Raw genomic sequence first — 16,120 nt, forward strand, 5'->3', positions numbered from 1 at the left:
GTGACCGCGACCACTGGAATCGGCAGTTTCGCCGACGTACCACTGCACGGCGAGCAGAACAGCGCGCCGGCCACCGCTGCCGCCGTCGCCAAGCACGTCGAAGCCGCGGCCGCCGCGCACGGTTACACCCCGGACCAGTTGGATTGGGCCACCCCTGAGGGCATCGACGTCAAGCCGGTGTACATCGGCGCAGACCGTGATGCCGCCGTCGAGTCCGGCTACCCGCTGAACAGTTTCCCCGGCGAGGCGCCCTACATCCGCGGTCCGTACCCGACCATGTACGTCAATCAGCCGTGGACCATCCGCCAGTACGCCGGGTTCTCCACCGCTGCAGAGTCGAATGCGTTCTACCGGCGCAACCTCGCCGCAGGCCAAAAGGGTCTCTCGGTCGCATTCGACCTTGCGACCCACCGCGGCTATGACTCCGACCACCCGCGCGTGCAGGGCGACGTCGGAATGGCGGGCGTGGCAATCGATTCGATCCTCGACATGCGCCAGCTGTTCGACGGCATCGATCTGTCGACGGTCTCGGTCTCGATGACCATGAACGGCGCAGTGCTGCCGATCCTCGCGCTGTATGTGGTGGCAGCAGAGGAACAGGGAGTGGCGCCGGAGAAGCTGGCCGGGACCATCCAGAACGACATCCTCAAAGAATTCATGGTCCGCAACACCTACATCTACCCGCCCAAGGCGTCGATGCGGATCATCTCCGACATCTTCGGCTACACCAGCACCAAGATGCCGAAGTTCAACTCGATCTCGATCTCCGGCTACCATATCCAGGAGGCCGGTGCCACAGCCGATCTGGAGCTGGCGTACACCCTTGCCGACGGTGTCGAGTACATCAAGGCGGGACTCGACGCGGGCCTGGACATCGACAAGTTCGCGCCCCGGCTCTCGTTCTTCTGGGGCATCGGGATGAATTTCTTCATGGAGGTCGCCAAGCTGCGCGCAGGCCGGCTGCTGTGGAGCGAACTGGTCGCGGAGTTCAACCCCAAGGACGCGAAATCGCTTTCATTGCGCACACATTCGCAGACCTCTGGCTGGTCGCTGACGGCGCAGGATCCGTTCAACAACGTCGCGCGCACCTGCATCGAGGCGATGGCCGCCACCCAGGGGCACACCCAGTCGCTGCACACCAACGCGCTCGACGAGGCGCTTGCGTTGCCGACCGACTTCTCCGCCCGCATCGCGCGAAACACCCAGCTGCTGCTGCAGCAGGAGTCGGGTACCACACGGCCGATCGACCCGTGGGGTGGTTCGTACTACGTCGAGTGGCTGACCCATCAACTGGCCGAGAAGGTGCGCGCGCACATCAAAGAGGTCAACGAGCACGGCGGCATGGCGCAGGCGATCAGCGACGGCATCCCCAAGATGCGGATCGAAGAGGCGGCCGCCCGCACGCAGGCCCGCATCGACTCGGGGCAGCAGCCGGTGATCGGCGTCAACAAGTATCAGGTTGACGAAGACCACGAGATCGAAGTGCTCAAGGTCGAGAACAGCAGGGTGCGCGCCGAACAGATCGCCAAGTTGCAGCAGCTACGCGCCGACCGCGACCCGAACGCCGTCGAGGCCGCGCTGACCGAGCTGAGCCGGGCCGCCACCGAAGGTGATGGCAACTTGCTCGAACTCGCCATCAACGCCGCCCGGGCCAAGGCCACCGTAGGCGAGATCTCCGATGCGCTCGAGAGGGTTTGGGGGCGCCATCAGGCCGAGATCCGTACCATCGCCGGGGTCTACCGCGACGAAGTCGGAAAGGTCAGCAATATCTCCAGCGCCACAGAGTTGGTCGAGAAGTTCGCCGAGGCCGACGGCCGCAGGCCCCGGATCCTGGTCGCCAAGATGGGCCAGGACGGGCACGATCGCGGTCAGAAGGTGATCGCAACGGCGTTCGCGGACATCGGCTTTGACGTCGACGTCGGCTCACTGTTCTCGACTCCGGAAGAGGTGGCGCGCCAAGCCGCCGACAACGACGTGCACGTGGTCGGGGTCTCGTCGCTGGCCGCCGGGCACCTGACGCTGGTGCCGGCACTGCGCGACGCGCTCGCCGAGGTGGGCAGGCCCGACATCATGATCGTCGTCGGCGGCGTCATCCCACCCGGCGACTTCGACGAGCTGTATGCCGCCGGTGCGACGGCGATCTTCCCGCCGGGCACAGTCATCGCCGACGCCGCGATCGGCCTGCTGCAGAAGCTGGCCGAGCGGCTTGGCTACCGCCTCGGCTAGATGACCACCCCGGTCGAAGAACTCGCGGCGGCCGTCCGCAGCGGCGACCGCGCCGCCCTGCCGAGAGCCATCACGCTGGTCGAGTCGACCCGCCCGGATCATCGCGAGCAGGCTCAACAACTGCTGCTCGAGCTGATGCCCGAAGCCGGTGGCGCGATGCACGTCGGCATCACCGGGGTGCCCGGTGTCGGCAAGTCGACGACCATCGAAGCGCTCGGCGTGTATTTGATCGAGCAGGGCCACCGGGTCGCAGTGCTGGCCGTCGACCCGTCGTCCACCCGCACCGGCGGCTCCATCCTCGGTGACAAGACCCGGATGGCTCAGCTCGCGGTGCATCCCGACGCGTACATCCGGCCGTCGCCGACTTCGGGCACGCTCGGCGGCGTCGCGAAGGCCACCCGCGAAACCATCGTGTTGCTCGAGGCGGCCGGCTTCGACGTGATCCTGGTCGAGACCGTCGGTGTCGGGCAGTCAGAGGTGACCGTGGCCAACATGGTCGACACGTTCGTGTTCCTGACGCTGGCGCGCACCGGCGACCAACTGCAGGGCATCAAGAAGGGCGTGCTCGAACTCGCCGACATCGTGGTAGTGAACAAGGCCGACGGTGAGCACGCGGCCGAGGCCAAGAAGGCGGCGCGCGAGCTCGCAGGAGCGATTCGGCTCATATATCCACGCGAAACCCTTTGGCGCCCACCGGTTCTCACCATGAGCGCGGTGGAGGGCAGCGGCCTCACCGAGCTGTGGGACACCGTGCTCAAACACCGCCAGGTGCTCACCGACGCGGGGGAGTTCGAGACCCGCAGGCGAGCCCAGCAGGTGGACTGGACATGGTCGATGGTTCGCGACACCGTCCTGGACCGGGTGCTGTCGCATCCGGCCGTGCGGAAGCTCCGCGCCGAGGTGGAACGCCAGGTGCGCGACGGCGAGCTGACCCCCGCGCTTGCTGCGCAACAGCTGCTCGATGCGGCTGACGTGCAGGGATCTAACTAATTGGTAACACTTCGTTTATTTGCCGGGGTTGCAGGTAAATTCAATACATTGTGACGGGTGTCAAAAGCCGGGAGCGCAGCGCAGCGCTCCCTCACGGCATACAGGGCGCGGCCGACTCGAGCTTCGCCTGCACGGTGCGCGCATTTTCCCAGCTGTTTCCCGGTAAGCGATTCGGTGGCGGTGCGCTTGCCGTCTACCTCCACGGCGAACCGGTAGTCGACGTCTGGACGGGATACGCCGACCGCCGCGGCACGGAGTACTGGACCGCGGATACCGGCGCGATGGTGTGGTCGGTGACGAAAGGTCTCGCGTCGACGGTCATCCACCGACTGGCCGACCGCGGGCTGATCGACTACGACGCCCCCGTCGCTGCCTACTGGCCCGAATTCGCGGCCAACGGCAAGGCCGAGATCACTGTGCGTAACGTGATGCGCCACCGCGCCGGGCTGTCCCAGCTCAACGGCGTGAGCAAGGCCGAACTGCTGGACCACATGGCGATGGAGGCCCGCCTGGCCGCGGCGTCGGTGAACAGGGTGCTGCACGGTAAGCCGGCGTATCACGCGCTGACGTATGGCTGGCTGATGTCGGGCCTCGCCCGCGCCGTCACCGGCAAGGGCATGCGCGCGCTGATCCGCGAGGAGTTGGCCGAGCCGCTGAACACCGACGGGTTGCACTTGGGCCGTCCGCCGGCCGATTCGCCGACACGCGCCGCGCAGATCCTCGCGCCGCAGGGCACGCTGAGCAATCCGATCTTCAACTTCGTCGCGCCCCGGGTCGCCGCCATGCAGTACTCAGGGGTGTTCGGCTCGATGTACTTCCCGGGCATGAAAGCCGTTGTGCAAGGGGATATCCCGTTCCTGGACTCCGAGATACCCGCTGCCAACGGCGTGACGACAGCCAGAGGCCTGGCCAAGATGTATGGCGCGCTGGCCAATGGCGGCCGAATCGACGGCAGGCAGTTCCTTTCGCAGGAGCGGGTGACGGGCTGCATCGGCAAACCAAGCCTGCTGCCGGACCGGAACATCTTCGTGCCGATGAGCTTCCACCTTGGCTACCACTCGCTGCCGTTCCCGCCGGGGCTGATGCCTGGCTTCGGGCACGCGGGTCTGGCCGGTTCGGTGGGCTGGGCCGATCCTGAGACCGGGTTGTCGTTCGGGTTCGTCCACAACCGACTGCTCACCAGGATGGTGCTCGACCAGGCGGCCTTCGCGGGGGTCTATGCGCTGATCCGCCGCGACGCCGCGCAGGCGCGCGCGCGGGGCTATCAGACGGTGCCTGCATTCGGCGCGCCCTACGACGTGCAGAAGCCCGTCGCGCTGTAATTCAGCGGTTGGCGTTGGTGAACCATTTGGTCTTGTTGCGCCAGGACTCCGCCGATGTGATCGCGAATCCCGCACCGCACATGCACGCGAACACCCACACCAGGGTGGTACCGCCCCAGGTGGTCTGAAGCGGCGTGATGAAGGCGGTGGCAAGCCGGACGACGCATGCGGCCACGCCCGCCGCCGAGGCGACGAGATAGATGTTGGCCACCCGGCGCGAACGCGGATCCTTGCGCAGCACGAGCAGCGCCCTGGCGCCGTAGGTCAGCAGGTAGATCAGCATGCCGCAAAGCAGCAGCCAGTAGATGTTCAGCCAGAAGTCGGTGGGCACCTGGAAGAAGTCGGCCTTGTATATCTTCGCGCCGTTGCCGAGGGTGAACGTGACCAGCAGCAGCGGGATGCACAGTGTCGCCGGATATTCGACGTACTGCTTGAAGGTTCTCTGCAGCGAGTGGTCGTCCTGCAGCCTGCCCAGCGCGTTGTACACGACGGCGGACGCGGCGACGATGTAGAGGTCGTGGCCGATGTAGTCCTCGAGATTCCACTTGCCGGTCATCGCGTGCAGCCAATGACCGAGCGTCTCCGACGCCCACGGAGACATCAGCAGAACCGCGCCGCCCTGCAATGCGATGTTCAGGGTCGCAGCGAACTCCCAGCGAGACGACCAGGTGACGCGACGGATCCACAAACTCCACCCGATACATGCCAGGGTGATCGCTATCAGGGTTGCCAGAGCCATGGGAGTCGCCTTCGTACTGAGCCTGTCAGCAAAGTGTACGGCTTAGCCGGATTAAAGAGGAGGAGCGTCCGCCCTCGGCTTCATCTCGGATAACTTCGGCGGGCGGGTCGTCTGCTTGGTCTGCACGGTGTCCTGCACGGCCGTCATCGTCGTGAACGGGGCCGACTCGACGTAGCTCCACACTTCCTGGCGGCTCATCAATCCGAACTGGATCTGCAGGTCCGGGTAGCTAAGCGCGAACCTGTCGGCGACTCGCCGCAGTTCCTCGGCGTTCGGATAGTCGTCTTCCTTTATCCGCCGGTAGTACGTGCTGCTCGAGATCCCCAACGCGTCATAGATGTCCTTGGCATCGATGTCGCCGTCTAGGAGATAGTCAAGCAACGCCTTGAGCTGTCTGCCGTTCTCGTCGGTCCGTGGCATGCACTTACGATAGCTGGACTTCCCGCTTTTGGGCAGTACCCTTCGCAAATCGGATGGCTTAGCCGTTATTGACGCAGGTGTCACACTTTTGGGAGCACTCTCCCAATTTTGGGAAACCGGTGTTATGTTAGCTACATGGTTGCTCCCTATTTAGCTGATCAGACCAGCGAGATGACGTATCCGGTCGACACCCTGGCCATGGCCACGTTGCGGGTTGTCGACCATGACATTGCAGACGGGACTGCTCCTGTCCTGGACAAACTGTCCACACCGCCTTCCGAAGAGTTGACCGCGGAAGTTGACGGAGCAACGGAATGGCTGGGGGTGGCGGCCGACGAGATCTTGCTTGCCGCGCTCGGCCGGACCATCGCTCGCACCATCGGTGACGGCGTCGTCGCAATCGACGTCACCGGAGAGCGGCGCTGGCTGCTTCACGGCATCCCGCTGCTGTGCGCGACGTCGCTGCAAGCGAGTCCGACCGACATGCTCCGCGACGTGCACCGCCTGCTCAGTGCAAGCCCCGCGCCGTCGTCCCCGCTGTCGCCGGAGATCTTCCTCAACTACATCGGCACACTGGCCGATGGAACCGACCCCTCATACGAGACGCCGCCGGGCCTTGGCTATGCACTCGAGCTGCGGGTGTACCGCATCGACGGCGAGCTGCACCTCGACTGGTGGTACGACACCACCCGGTTCGACCGCTACACCATCGAAGAGCTCACGGAACAGTTCCCGCTGGCGGTCTTCGAGATGACTTCAGACGCCGCCGCTCCGGTCTGACGTCATCGGGCATCTTCCAGGCGGAACCCAACCTTCATCGTTACCTGGAAATGCCCGATGGCGCCGTCTGCCAGGTGCCCACGAACTGACTGCACCTCGAACCAGTCGAGACCGCGCATGGTCTCCGAGGCACGGGATATCCCGTTGCGGATCGCTTCGTCGATGCTGTCGGGCGAGCTGCCGACGATCTCGATGATTCGGTACGTGTGATCGCTCATGTCGCGAAGCTACGCGGTTTGGGCTGCCGGTATGCCGGAGTCGGCGGGTGACACGCTGGCCGAGCGCAGGGGCGCGGCGGCAGAGGCGGCGCGCCGCCTGGTCAGCCCTGATTTGCGGCGGCCACTAGAATCGACCCAACGGCACCGATCCGGCCATCACCGGGGAGCCTTCGGAAGAACAGCTGAACCAGCCAAGTAGACCCGAACGGGTGGGCCCGTCATCGCCTGCAGTTGAGCGGCGCACACCTGTGTGCGCAAGCGGGGTGGTACCGCGGCGCTCGCGCACCGGCGCGACGTCGTCCCCGTGCCGAGAGATCTGGCATGGAGACGACGGACCACAGTGACTGCATATCCGAAGCCGACATCCGGCGCTCCGAAGTTCCCGGAGCTCGAACTCGACGTCCTCGATTACTGGGAGTCCGACGACACGTTCCGCGCGAGTGTCGCGCGTCGCGACGGCGCACCGGAATACGTGTTCTACGACGGCCCGCCGTTCGCCAACGGTCTGCCGCACTACGGCCACCTGCTGACTGGCTACGTGAAGGACATCGTGCCGCGCTACCGCACGATGCGCGGCTACAAGGTGGAGCGCCGGTTCGGTTGGGACACCCACGGCCTGCCCGCCGAACTCGAGGTGCAGCGCCAACTCGGCATCGCCGACAAGGCCCAGATCGAAGAGATGGGCATCGAGAAGTTCAACGACGCGTGCCGCGAATCGGTGCTCAAGTACACGAACGAATGGCGGGCCTACGTCACCCGGCAGGCGCGCTGGGTCGACTTCGACAACGACTACAAGACGCTGGACCCGACCTTCATGGAGTCGGTGATCTGGGCGTTCAAGCAGTTGTGGGACAAAGGCCTTGCCTACGAAGGCAATCGGGTGCTGCCGTACTGCTGGAACGACGAAACACCGCTGTCCAACCATGAACTCCGGATGGACGACGACGTCTATCAGAGTCGGCAGGACCCGGCGATCACCGTCGGCTTCCGCGTTGCCGACGGCCCGCTCGAGGGCGCTCATTTGCTGATCTGGACGACGACGCCGTGGACGCTGCCGTCGAACCAGGCGGTCGCAGTCGGGCCCGATGTCGAATATGTACTGGTGCAGGGTCCCGACGAGCGGCGCTACGTGCTGGCACAGGCACGGCTCGCGGCCTACGCCCGCGAACTCGGTGAGGAACCCGAAGTGCTTGCCACCTACACCGGCCGGGATCTGGTCGAGACGCGGTATCTGCCGCCGTTCCCGTATTTCATGGACGCGCCGAACTCGTTTCGGGTGCTGGCCGCCGATTACGTCAGCACCGAGGACGGCACGGGCATCGTGCACATGTCGCCCGCCTACGGCGAGGACGACATGGTGGTCACGCAGGCGGCGGGCATCTCGGCCGTCACACCGGTGGACGCCAAGGGCCGCTTCGACAAGACCGTGGCCGACTATGCGGGCCAGCACGTATTCGACGCCAACCCGCAGATCATCCGCGACCTGAAGAACCATGGCCGGTCGGCGGGGGTCAATGGCGCGGTGCTGTTGCGCCATGAAACCTACGAGCACTCCTACCCGCACTGCTGGCGGTGCCGAAACCCGTTGATCTATCGGGCCGTATCGTCGTGGTTCATCAAGGTCACCGACTTCCGCGACCGCATGGTCGAGCTCAACGAGGACATCACCTGGTATCCCGAACACGTCAAGGACGGCCAGTTCGGCAAATGGCTGTCCAATGCGCGCGACTGGTCGATCTCGCGAAACCGCTACTGGGGCAGTCCGATTCCGGTGTGGAAGTCCGACGACCCGGACTACCCGAGGATCGACGTTTACGGCAGCCTCGACGAGCTCGAGCGCGACTTCGGGGTGCGACCGGACAATCTGCACCGGCCGTACATCGACGAGTTGACCCGGCCCAATCCTGATGACCCGACCGGTAAGTCGACGATGCGGCGCATCGAGGATGTGTTCGACGTGTGGTTCGACTCGGGGTCGATGCCGTATGCGCAGGTGCACTATCCGTTCGAGAACCAGGACTGGTTCGACACGCACTTTCCCGGCGACTTCATCGTCGAGTACATCGGCCAGACCCGCGGCTGGTTCTACACGATGCATGTGCTGGCGACCGCGCTGTTCGACCGCCCGGCCTTCAAAACCTGTGTGGCACACGGCATTGTGCTGGGCAACGACGGCCAGAAGATGAGCAAGTCGCTGCGCAACTATCCCGATGTGACCGAGGTGTTCGACCGCGACGGCTCCGACGCCATGCGGTGGTTCCTGATGGCGTCGCCGATCCTGCGCGGCGGCAACCTGATCGTCACCGAGCAGGGCATCCGCGAAGGCGTCCGACAGGTGCTGTTGCCGTTGTGGAACGCCTACACGTTCCTGGCGCTCTACGCGCCGAAGAAGGGCACCTGGCGCACCGATTCGCAGCATGTGCTCGACCGCTACATCCTGGCCAAGCTCGCCGAACTGCGTGACGACCTGACCGAGTCGCTGGACGTCTGCGACATCTACGGCGCGTGTGATCAGCTGCGCCAGTTCACCGAAGCGCTGACGAACTGGTACGTGCGCCGGTCGCGTCAGCGGTTCTGGGAAGAGGATCCCGACGCCATCGACACGCTGCACACGGTGCTCGAGGTGACGGGCAGGCTGGCGGCGCCGCTGCTTCCGTTGATCACCGAGGTGATCTGGCGCGGCGTGACCGGCGAGCGGTCGGTGCATCTGACCGACTGGCCCGAAGCCGGTGTGGTGCCAGCGGATCCAGAACTCGTCGCGGCCATGGACCAGGTGCGCGAGGTCGCCTCGGCGGCGTCATCGTTGCGCAAGGCGAAGAAGCTGCGGGTGCGGCTACCTTTGCCGAAACTGACTGTGGCAGTAGAGAATCCGCAGCGGCTTTCGCCGTTCACCGATCTGCTGGCCGACGAGCTCAACGTGAAGGCCGTCGAGCTCACCGACGACATCGACACCTACGGTCGATTCGATCTGACCGTCAATGCCAAGGTGGCCGGTCCGCGGCTCGGCAAGGACGTGCAGGCGGCGATCAAGGCCGTCAAGGCGGGCGAGGCGGTCCTCAACGAGGACGGCACGTTGACTGCGGGGCCTGCCGTGCTGCAGCCCGAGGAGTACAGCTCGCGGCTGGTGGCCGCCGACCCCGAGTTCACCACCGCGCTGTCCGACGGCGCCGGCTTGGTGGTGCTCGACGGCACCGTGACGCCGGAGCTGGAAGCCGAGGGCTGGGCACGCGACCTGATTCGGGAGTTGCAGGATCTGCGCAAGTCGACGGGCCTCGACGTGTCCGACCGGATCCAGGTGACGATCTCGGTGCCCGAGGACAAGGCGCAGTGGGCCCAGACGCATGCCGACCTGATCGCGGGCGAGATCCTGGCCACCACTTTCGAATTCGGCGAGCCGGTGGAAGGCGCCGAGGTCGGCGACGGCGTGCGGGTGGCGATCGCCAAGGCCTAGCCGGGCGACTCAGCCGACCCGTGCGCCACGGCCGTCGAACGTCACGGTGTCGCCGGAACGAAGCTGCCTGCCGCGGCGGCGTTCGATCTCGCCGTTCACGACGACCAGCCCGTCGGCGATGACGACCTTGGCGTCTGCGCCGCTGTCGATCAGCCCCGCCAGTTTCAGGAACTGACCCAGGCGGATCGTCTCGTCGCGAATCGGCACATCGTGCATTCCGTCAGGCTATCGATCTGGCATCGGCGGTTGCGGGATTGCTAGTTGCCCGGGTGGATGTCGTCGACCCACCGCACGTGCTCGGGTTCGACTTCCACATCGGGCAAATCCAGGTTGACGACGACCGGTTCCTGGTCGCTGCGCACGACGACGCACGAGAGGGGTTCGTCGGGGCTTGCGTTGATCTCCTGGTGCGGCACGTACGGCGGGACGTAGATGAAGTCGCCGGGGCCTGCTTCGGCGGTGAACTCGAGACGGTCGCCCCATCGCATCCTGGCCCGGCCCGCGACGACGTAGATCACGCTCTCGAGGTGCCCGTGGTGATGCGGTCCGGTCTTGGCATCGGGATGGATGACAGCCGTGCCTGCCCACAACTTGTCGGCCCCCGCAGTGGCGGCATTGATCGCTGCCGCGCGATTCATGCCGGGCGTCTGCGCGGTGTTGGTGTCCAGTTCGTCGGCGTGCACGATTCGTACGCCGTTGAGGCGATAGTCGGTCTTCTCGGTAGCCATCAAAACCTCTCTCAACGGAGCCGCACTTTCCAGCGCTGTCAACAAATGATGACGCTTTGCAGAAGAGTGTCCCTCGGGGACACGGTCGGCGAGGTCGGGCGGTGGCCATAGCATCGGGAACCGTGGATTCGCGCTGGGTGCTGCACTTCGACATGGACGCGTTCTTCGCGTCCGTCGAGCAGCTGACCCGGCCAACCCTGCGGGGGCGTCCCGTGCTCGTCGGCGGGCTGGGCGGCCGCGGTGTTGTCGCAGGGGCAAGCTACGAGGCCCGCGTCTATGGCGCCCGATCGGCGATGCCCATGCATCAGGCTCGCCGCCTGGTCGGCGCCCCGGCCGTGGTGTTACCGCCACGCGGCGTGGTCTACGGCGTAGCCAGCCGCCGCGTGTTCGAGACCGTCCGAACGCTGGTGCCCGTCCTCGAGCAGCTCTCGTTCGACGAAGCCTTCGGCGAGCCAACCGAGCTTTCCGGCGCTGACGCCGCAGATGTCGACGCGTTCTGCCGACACCTCAAGGACCGGATCCGCGAGGAGACGGGCCTGGTCGCATCCGTCGGTGCGGGATCGGGCAAGCAGATCGCGAAGATCGCGTCGGACCTGGCCAAGCCGAACGGCATCCGGGTGGTGCGCCGCGACGAGGAAACCGTTCTGCTGCACAGCCTTCCGGTGCGACGGCTGTGGGGCATCGGGCCCGTGGCCGAGGAGAAACTGCACCGGCTCGGTATCGACACCGTAGGCCAGCTTGCGGCACTGACGGACGCCGAGGCCGCGAACATCCTCGGGGCGACCGTCGGCCCCTCGCTGCACCGCCTAGCACAGGGCATCGACGATCGACCGGTCGCCGAGAACGCTCCGGCCAAACAGATCAGCGCAGAATCGACCTTCCCCGAAGACCTGACAACCCTCGACCAGTTGCGGGAAGCCGCAGGGCCGATCGGCGAGCATGCGCATGCACGGTTGGAGAAAGACGGTCGCGGGGCCCGCACCGTGACGGTGAAGCTGAAGAAGTCCGACATGAGCATCCTGACGCGGTCGGCCACGCTGCCGTACGCGACGACGGACGCCCCGACCTTGATCGCGATGGCAAGGCGGCTGCTGCTCGACCCCGTCGAAATCGGCCCGATTCGCCTTGTCGGCGTTGGCTTTTCGGGGCTGTCCGATGTGCGCCAGGAGTCGCTGTTTCCGGACCTCGAGCTGATGGCCGAGGAAGTGTCCGACACGCAGCTGCCGCAGACGGTCAGTGACCTGGCCGCCACCGCGCCGGCATGGCGCGTCGGCGACGACGTGGTCCACCCCGAACACGGGCACGGTTGGATTCAGGGCGCGGGCCACGGCGTGATGACCGTGCGGTTCGAGACCCGCAGCACCGGGCCGGGGCCCGTGCACACATTTCCCGACGACACCCCCGGCATCGAGCGGGCCAACCCGGTCGACAGCCTGGACTGGCCGGACTTCGTCAGCGAGTTGGCGGCCCGCTCAGCCCCAGCGGCCGAGGACCTCCTCGACGGGTGAGCCGGCAGCCAAGGTGGCCATCAGCAGCACGCGGGCCTGCGCCGCCGGTAGCCGCGGCACCAGCACCGCTCCCGCGTCGACAAGGTCCCTGCCCGGGCCGTAACCGGCGGTGACCTTCCCGCCGGGCACCCGCGTGGACACCGCGACCGCCACCCCGTTGCGGCAATGCCGCCGCACCCCTTCGATCACCGCCGCGCCTGCGTTACCCGCGCCGAGGGCCTCGAGCACGATGCCGCGAGCGCCCGCCTCGACACAGGCGTCCATCGCGACCGCGTCTGCGCCGGGATACACCGCGACGGTGTCAACGCGCGGCGCGTCCCCGGACAGTGGACCGAGAAACGGCCGGTCCTTGGACCGCTGCGCGATGAACCGCCCGTCGGCGACGCTGCCGAGCACGTCGCCCGTGAAGCCGCGCATGTCACCCGTCGCAGACTTCTGCAGTCCCAGCGGCTGCCACACCGTGCCTGCCAGTGTCACCAAGACGCCTTGCCCACGGGCCTGCGTGCTGGCGGCCAACGTCAGCGCATCACGCAGATTCCCGGGTCCGTCGGCGTCGGGCGCGTCGGCGCTGTGCAGCGCGCCGGTGACCACCACGGGCATCTCGCCGTCATAGGTCAGCTCGAGCCAGAGCGCCGTCTCCTCCATGGTGTCGGTGCCGTGGGCGATGACCACACCGGTGGCTTCATCGTTCTTGCAGGCCGACAGCACCGAGGCGCGGATTTGGTCCCAGTGCGCGGGTGTCAATTGCGAACTGTCCATCGCCATCAGATCGACGACGTCGACGTCGAGACCAGCGGTCAGGTCCGCGCCGCTGCGGGTCGGTCGCTTGACCCCGGTGTCGTCGCTGCTGGTGGCTATGGTGCCGCCGGTGGTGACGACGACGAGGCGACCCATGGGGGAATCATTTCAAATCCAGTCTCCTGCGATGATGGGGGAGTGACTGATGAATCCCCGGGCACGGCCGAACCCGTGACTGACGAGGAGGCGCCGCAGCAGCCTGCACATAAGCGGCTGCGTCTGCTCCTGACTGTCGCCGGGGTCGTGCTGGTCCTCGACATCGTCACGAAAGTTCTCGCGGTGCGGTTGCTGACCCCGGGTCAGCCGGTGTCGATCGTCGGCGACACCATCACGTGGACGTTGGTGCGCAATTCCGGCGCGGCGTTCTCGATGGCGACCGGCTACACCTGGGTGTTGACCTTGATCGCGACAGGCGTCGTGATCGGCATCATCTGGATGGGCAGGCGACTGGTCTCGCCGTGGTGGGCGATCGGACTCGGCATGATCCTCGGCGGCGCCATGGGCAACCTGGTCGACCGGTTCTTCCGCTCACCGGGACCGCTGCGCGGGCACGTGGTGGACTTCCTGTCGATCGGTTGGTGGCCGGTGTTCAACGTCGCTGACCCGTCGGTGGTCGGCGGGGCGATCCTGCTGGTTGCCTTGTCGCTGTTCGGTTTTGACTTCGACACCGTCGGCCGCCGCAAGGCCGACCCGTCCGAGTGACGACCCGGTCGATGCCAGTCCCGGAGGGACTGGCGGGGATGCGCGTCGACGCCGGGCTGGCGCGGCTGCTCGGGCTGTCGCGAACGGCGGCCGCGGCGCTGGCCGAGGACGGCGGCGTCGAAGTCGACGGCGCCCCCGCCGGCAAGTCCGACAAGCTCACCGCAGGCGCGTGGCTGGAGGTGCGGCTCCCCGAAGCGCCTGCGCCGGTGGAGAATACGCCCGTCGACATCGAGGGCATGGAGATCCTCTACTCCGATGCCGACATCGTCGCCGTCGACAAGCCGCCAGGCGTTGCCGCGCATGCGACCGTCGGATGGCACGGGCCGACGGTGCTCGGCGGGCTCGCCGCTGCGGGTTTCCGGATCAGCACGTCGGGGATCCACGAACGGCAGGGGATCGTGCACCGCCTGGATGTCGGCACCTCGGGCGTCATGGTGGTCGCGCTGTCGGAACGCGCCTACACCGTACTCAAGCGGGCGTTCAAACAGCGCACCGTCGAAAAGCGGTATCACGCACTGGTGCAGGGGCATCCCGATCCGTCCAGTGGGACCATCGACGCGCCGATCGGGCGCCACCGCGGACACGACTGGAAGTTCGCGGTGACCGAACAGGGCCGGCACAGCGTCACGCACTACGACACACTCGAGGCGCACCAGGCGGCAAGCCTGCTCGACATCGAACTGGAAACCGGACGCACCCACCAGATCCGGGTGCACTTCGCCGCACTGCACCATCCATGCGCGGGGGACATCACGTACGGCGCCGATCCGGCCTTGGCGAAAAAGCTTGGCCTGCAACGCCAGTGGCTGCATGCGCGATCGCTGGCGTTCGCCCACCCCGCCGACGGCAGGCGCGTGGAGATCACCAGCCCCTATCCGCACGACTTGCAGCATGCGCTCGACGTGTTGCGCAACCACGAACTGTGAGCGATTCACGTCGCTCAGGGTTGTTGTTCGGCGTCGGCGCGTACGCGTCGTGGGGCCTGTTCCCGGCGTTCTTCCCGCTGCTGAAGCCCGCCAGCGCATTCGAGATCCTGGCCCACCGAATCATCTGGTGCGTGGCGCTGATGGTCGTTGTCATCGCGGCGGTGCGGCGGCTCGGCGATATCCGCCAGATCACTGGGCGCACTTGGCTGTTGCTGACGTTGGCGTCGGCCCTCATCTCGATCAACTGGGTGATCTACATCTACGCGGTGAACAACGGCCACGTCGTGGACGCCGCGCTCGGCTACTTCATCAACCCACTGGTGACGGTGGCGCTGGGGCTACTGGTCTTCCGCGAGCGGCTCAACCGCGCACAGTTCGCGGCGTTGGGCATCGCGGTGATCGCGGTGGTGGTGCTGACGGTGGAAGTCGGCTCGCTGCCCCTGATCGGGCTCGGCCTGGCACTGTCGTTCGGTCTCTACGGGGCGATCAAGAAGGTGGTGCCCGTCGACCCGCGGGTCAGCGTCGGCATCGAGGCTGGACTGGCAGCGCCCTTCGCGGTCGCCTACATCGTGGTGCTGCAGGTGACGAACCGCGGCACCTTCACCGACTACGGCCCGGGTCACGTGGTGCTGATGATCCTGTCCGGAGTGTTCACGGCGCTGCCGCTGCTGCTGTTCGCCGCCGCTGCTCAGCGGTTGCCACTGGTGACGATGGGCTTGCTGTTCTACCTGACCCCGGCCATGCAGCTGACCTGGGGTGTGGTCGTCGGCCATGAGCCGATGCCGCCGGCGCGGTGGCTGGGCTTCGGGTTGATCTGGGTGGCGCTGGCGGTGTTCACCGCCGACGCATTGTGGCGGTCCCGTGTCGATCGGCGGGCACTCGAATCGTCATCTCCGTAGTGACACCATCGAGTCAGAGAGGACCACGCCATGAGGTACTGCCTGTTGATGCATTACCAGGAGGGCACAGAAGTCGGATTGACCGAGGAGGACATGGCGCCGGCCATGGCAGCCTTCCAGCAGTACGCCGACGACTTGTCGGACGCCGGTGTGCTGATCGACACCGAGGTGCTCGAATCCGTCGTCGCCACCACCACCGTCACCGCCCACGCGGGCACGCCCGAAATCCAGGACGGCCCGTTCGCCGACACCAAGGAGAAACTCGGCGGCATCTTCATCATCGAGGTCGATGACCTCGACGAGGCGCTGAAGTGGGCGCAACGCAATCCTGCCAACGGCTGGGGCTGGATCGAGATCCGTCCGGTGGCGCGGACATACGCCGCCGACCGCGGGTGGTACCACCCCTAGCAGTC

General features: G+C 66.2%; 16 protein-coding genes. 10 read left to right on the forward strand and 6 right to left on the reverse strand.

What is annotated here, in order from left to right; genetic code table 11:
• The 3 genes from scpA to J3E61_RS24095 are packed head-to-tail and all read left to right on the forward strand — an operon-like array spanning position 1 to position 4,538.
• Complete coding sequence (scpA, locus tag J3E61_RS24085; RefSeq protein ID WP_210085240.1) at positions 1-2,226, forward strand: methylmalonyl-CoA mutase; 2,226 nt, start codon at positions 1-3, stop codon at positions 2,224-2,226.
• Positions 2,227-3,216: a methylmalonyl Co-A mutase-associated GTPase MeaB gene (meaB, locus tag J3E61_RS24090; RefSeq protein ID WP_210085241.1), complete on the forward strand. Its 990-nt coding sequence runs from the start codon at positions 2,227-2,229 to the stop codon at positions 3,214-3,216.
• Positions 3,217-3,266: 50 nt separating this feature from the next.
• Positions 3,267-4,538 carry a beta-lactamase family protein gene (locus J3E61_RS24095; protein ID WP_210085242.1) on the forward strand — a complete coding sequence of 424 codons (1,272 nt, stop codon included), beginning with the start codon at positions 3,267-3,269 and terminating at the stop codon, positions 4,536-4,538.
• A gap of 1 nt (position 4,539) precedes the next feature.
• On the opposite strand, the gene J3E61_RS24100 is transcribed toward J3E61_RS24095, so the two are convergent.
• Together J3E61_RS24100 and J3E61_RS24105 are read right to left on the reverse strand one after the other, a co-directional pair.
• Positions 4,540-5,277, reverse strand: a complete 738-nt coding sequence (locus tag J3E61_RS24100; protein WP_192720596.1) for a hypothetical protein — start codon at positions 5,275-5,277, stop codon at positions 4,540-4,542.
• Positions 5,278-5,328: 51 nt separating this feature from the next.
• Positions 5,329-5,697 (reverse strand): XRE family transcriptional regulator, encoded by a 369-nt coding sequence (locus J3E61_RS24105; protein ID WP_192720595.1) that lies wholly within the window; start codon positions 5,695-5,697, stop codon positions 5,329-5,331.
• 135 nt (positions 5,698-5,832) lie between these two features.
• Between J3E61_RS24105 and J3E61_RS24110 the strand changes: the two genes are divergently transcribed.
• Positions 5,833-6,477, forward strand: coding sequence for a hypothetical protein (locus J3E61_RS24110; protein ID WP_210085243.1), 645 nt, complete (start codon positions 5,833-5,835; stop codon positions 6,475-6,477).
• A 2-nt stretch (positions 6,478-6,479) separates the two neighbouring features.
• Here J3E61_RS24110 and J3E61_RS24115 read toward each other — a convergent pair whose 3' ends face one another.
• Positions 6,480-6,695 (reverse strand): dodecin domain-containing protein, encoded by a 216-nt coding sequence (locus J3E61_RS24115; RefSeq protein ID WP_192720593.1) that lies wholly within the window; start codon positions 6,693-6,695, stop codon positions 6,480-6,482.
• Between the two features lie 340 nt (positions 6,696-7,035).
• Here J3E61_RS24115 and J3E61_RS24120 point away from each other — a divergent pair, with 340 nt between their 5' ends.
• The gene (locus tag J3E61_RS24120; RefSeq protein WP_210085244.1) at positions 7,036-10,146 is read left to right on the forward strand and encodes an isoleucine--tRNA ligase; all 3,111 of its coding nucleotides are present in this window, start codon (positions 7,036-7,038) and stop codon (positions 10,144-10,146) included.
• A 9-nt stretch (positions 10,147-10,155) separates the two neighbouring features.
• Here the strand turns inward: J3E61_RS24120 and J3E61_RS24125 are convergent, their stop codons facing one another.
• A complete protein-coding gene (locus J3E61_RS24125; protein ID WP_192720591.1) occupies positions 10,156-10,362 on the reverse strand; it encodes an RNA-binding S4 domain-containing protein in 207 nt (68 codons plus the stop codon).
• Between the two features lie 41 nt (positions 10,363-10,403).
• A complete protein-coding gene (locus J3E61_RS24130) occupies positions 10,404-10,874 on the reverse strand; it encodes a cupin domain-containing protein (RefSeq protein ID WP_210085245.1) in 471 nt (156 codons plus the stop codon).
• A 122-nt stretch (positions 10,875-10,996) separates the two neighbouring features.
• Here J3E61_RS24130 and J3E61_RS24135 point away from each other — a divergent pair, with 122 nt between their 5' ends.
• Positions 10,997-12,382 (forward strand): DNA polymerase IV, encoded by a 1,386-nt coding sequence (locus tag J3E61_RS24135; RefSeq protein WP_192720589.1) that lies wholly within the window; start codon positions 10,997-10,999, stop codon positions 12,380-12,382.
• Here J3E61_RS24135 and J3E61_RS24140 read toward each other — a convergent pair.
• Complete coding sequence (locus J3E61_RS24140) at positions 12,347-13,276, reverse strand: asparaginase (protein ID WP_210085246.1); 930 nt, start codon at positions 13,274-13,276, stop codon at positions 12,347-12,349. The genes J3E61_RS24135 and J3E61_RS24140 overlap by 36 nt on opposite strands.
• A 42-nt stretch (positions 13,277-13,318) precedes the next feature.
• Between J3E61_RS24140 and J3E61_RS24145 the strand changes: the two genes are divergently transcribed.
• The 4 genes from J3E61_RS24145 to J3E61_RS24160 are packed head-to-tail and all read left to right on the forward strand — an operon-like array spanning position 13,319 to position 16,115.
• Positions 13,319-13,882 (forward strand): signal peptidase II, encoded by a 564-nt coding sequence (locus J3E61_RS24145; protein WP_210085247.1) that lies wholly within the window; start codon positions 13,319-13,321, stop codon positions 13,880-13,882.
• Positions 13,879-14,808 (forward strand): RluA family pseudouridine synthase, encoded by a 930-nt coding sequence (locus J3E61_RS24150; RefSeq protein WP_210085248.1) that lies wholly within the window; start codon positions 13,879-13,881, stop codon positions 14,806-14,808. The genes J3E61_RS24145 and J3E61_RS24150 overlap by 4 nt, the downstream gene beginning before the upstream one ends.
• Complete coding sequence (gene rarD, locus J3E61_RS24155; RefSeq protein WP_210085249.1) at positions 14,805-15,707, forward strand: EamA family transporter RarD; 903 nt, start codon at positions 14,805-14,807, stop codon at positions 15,705-15,707. Before J3E61_RS24150 ends, rarD begins: the two co-directional genes overlap by 4 nt.
• 30 nt (positions 15,708-15,737) lie before the next feature.
• Positions 15,738-16,115, forward strand: coding sequence for a YciI family protein (locus J3E61_RS24160; protein WP_210085250.1), 378 nt, complete (start codon positions 15,738-15,740; stop codon positions 16,113-16,115).
• Positions 16,116-16,120: the final 5 nt, after the last annotated feature.

It is taken from the genome of Mycobacterium sp. OAE908, assembly GCF_017872775.1.
Taxonomy (GTDB): domain Bacteria; phylum Actinomycetota; class Actinomycetes; order Mycobacteriales; family Mycobacteriaceae; genus Mycobacterium.

What these genes read in the sequence shown, in the direction of transcription:
- J3E61_RS24125 (WP_192720591.1), bottom strand. Translation starts at nt 10,362, where the DNA reads ATGCACGATGTGCCGATTCGCGACGAGACGATCCGCCTGGGTCAGTTC.
- J3E61_RS24105 (WP_192720595.1), bottom strand. Translation starts at nt 5,697, where the DNA reads ATGCCACGGACCGACGAGAACGGCAGACAGCTCAAGGCGTTGCTTGAC.
- J3E61_RS24160 (WP_210085250.1), top strand. Translation starts at nt 15,738, where the DNA reads ATGAGGTACTGCCTGTTGATGCATTACCAGGAGGGCACAGAAGTCGGA.
- J3E61_RS24110 (WP_210085243.1), top strand. Translation starts at nt 5,833, where the DNA reads ATGGTTGCTCCCTATTTAGCTGATCAGACCAGCGAGATGACGTATCCG.
- J3E61_RS24100 (WP_192720596.1), bottom strand. Translation starts at nt 5,277, where the DNA reads ATGGCTCTGGCAACCCTGATAGCGATCACCCTGGCATGTATCGGGTGG.
- J3E61_RS24140 (WP_210085246.1), bottom strand. Translation starts at nt 13,276, where the DNA reads ATGGGTCGCCTCGTCGTCGTCACCACCGGCGGCACCATAGCCACCAGC.
- meaB (WP_210085241.1), top strand. Translation starts at nt 2,227, where the DNA reads ATGACCACCCCGGTCGAAGAACTCGCGGCGGCCGTCCGCAGCGGCGAC.
- J3E61_RS24115 (WP_192720593.1), bottom strand. Translation starts at nt 6,695, where the DNA reads ATGAGCGATCACACGTACCGAATCATCGAGATCGTCGGCAGCTCGCCC.
- J3E61_RS24130 (WP_210085245.1), bottom strand. Translation starts at nt 10,874, where the DNA reads ATGGCTACCGAGAAGACCGACTATCGCCTCAACGGCGTACGAATCGTG.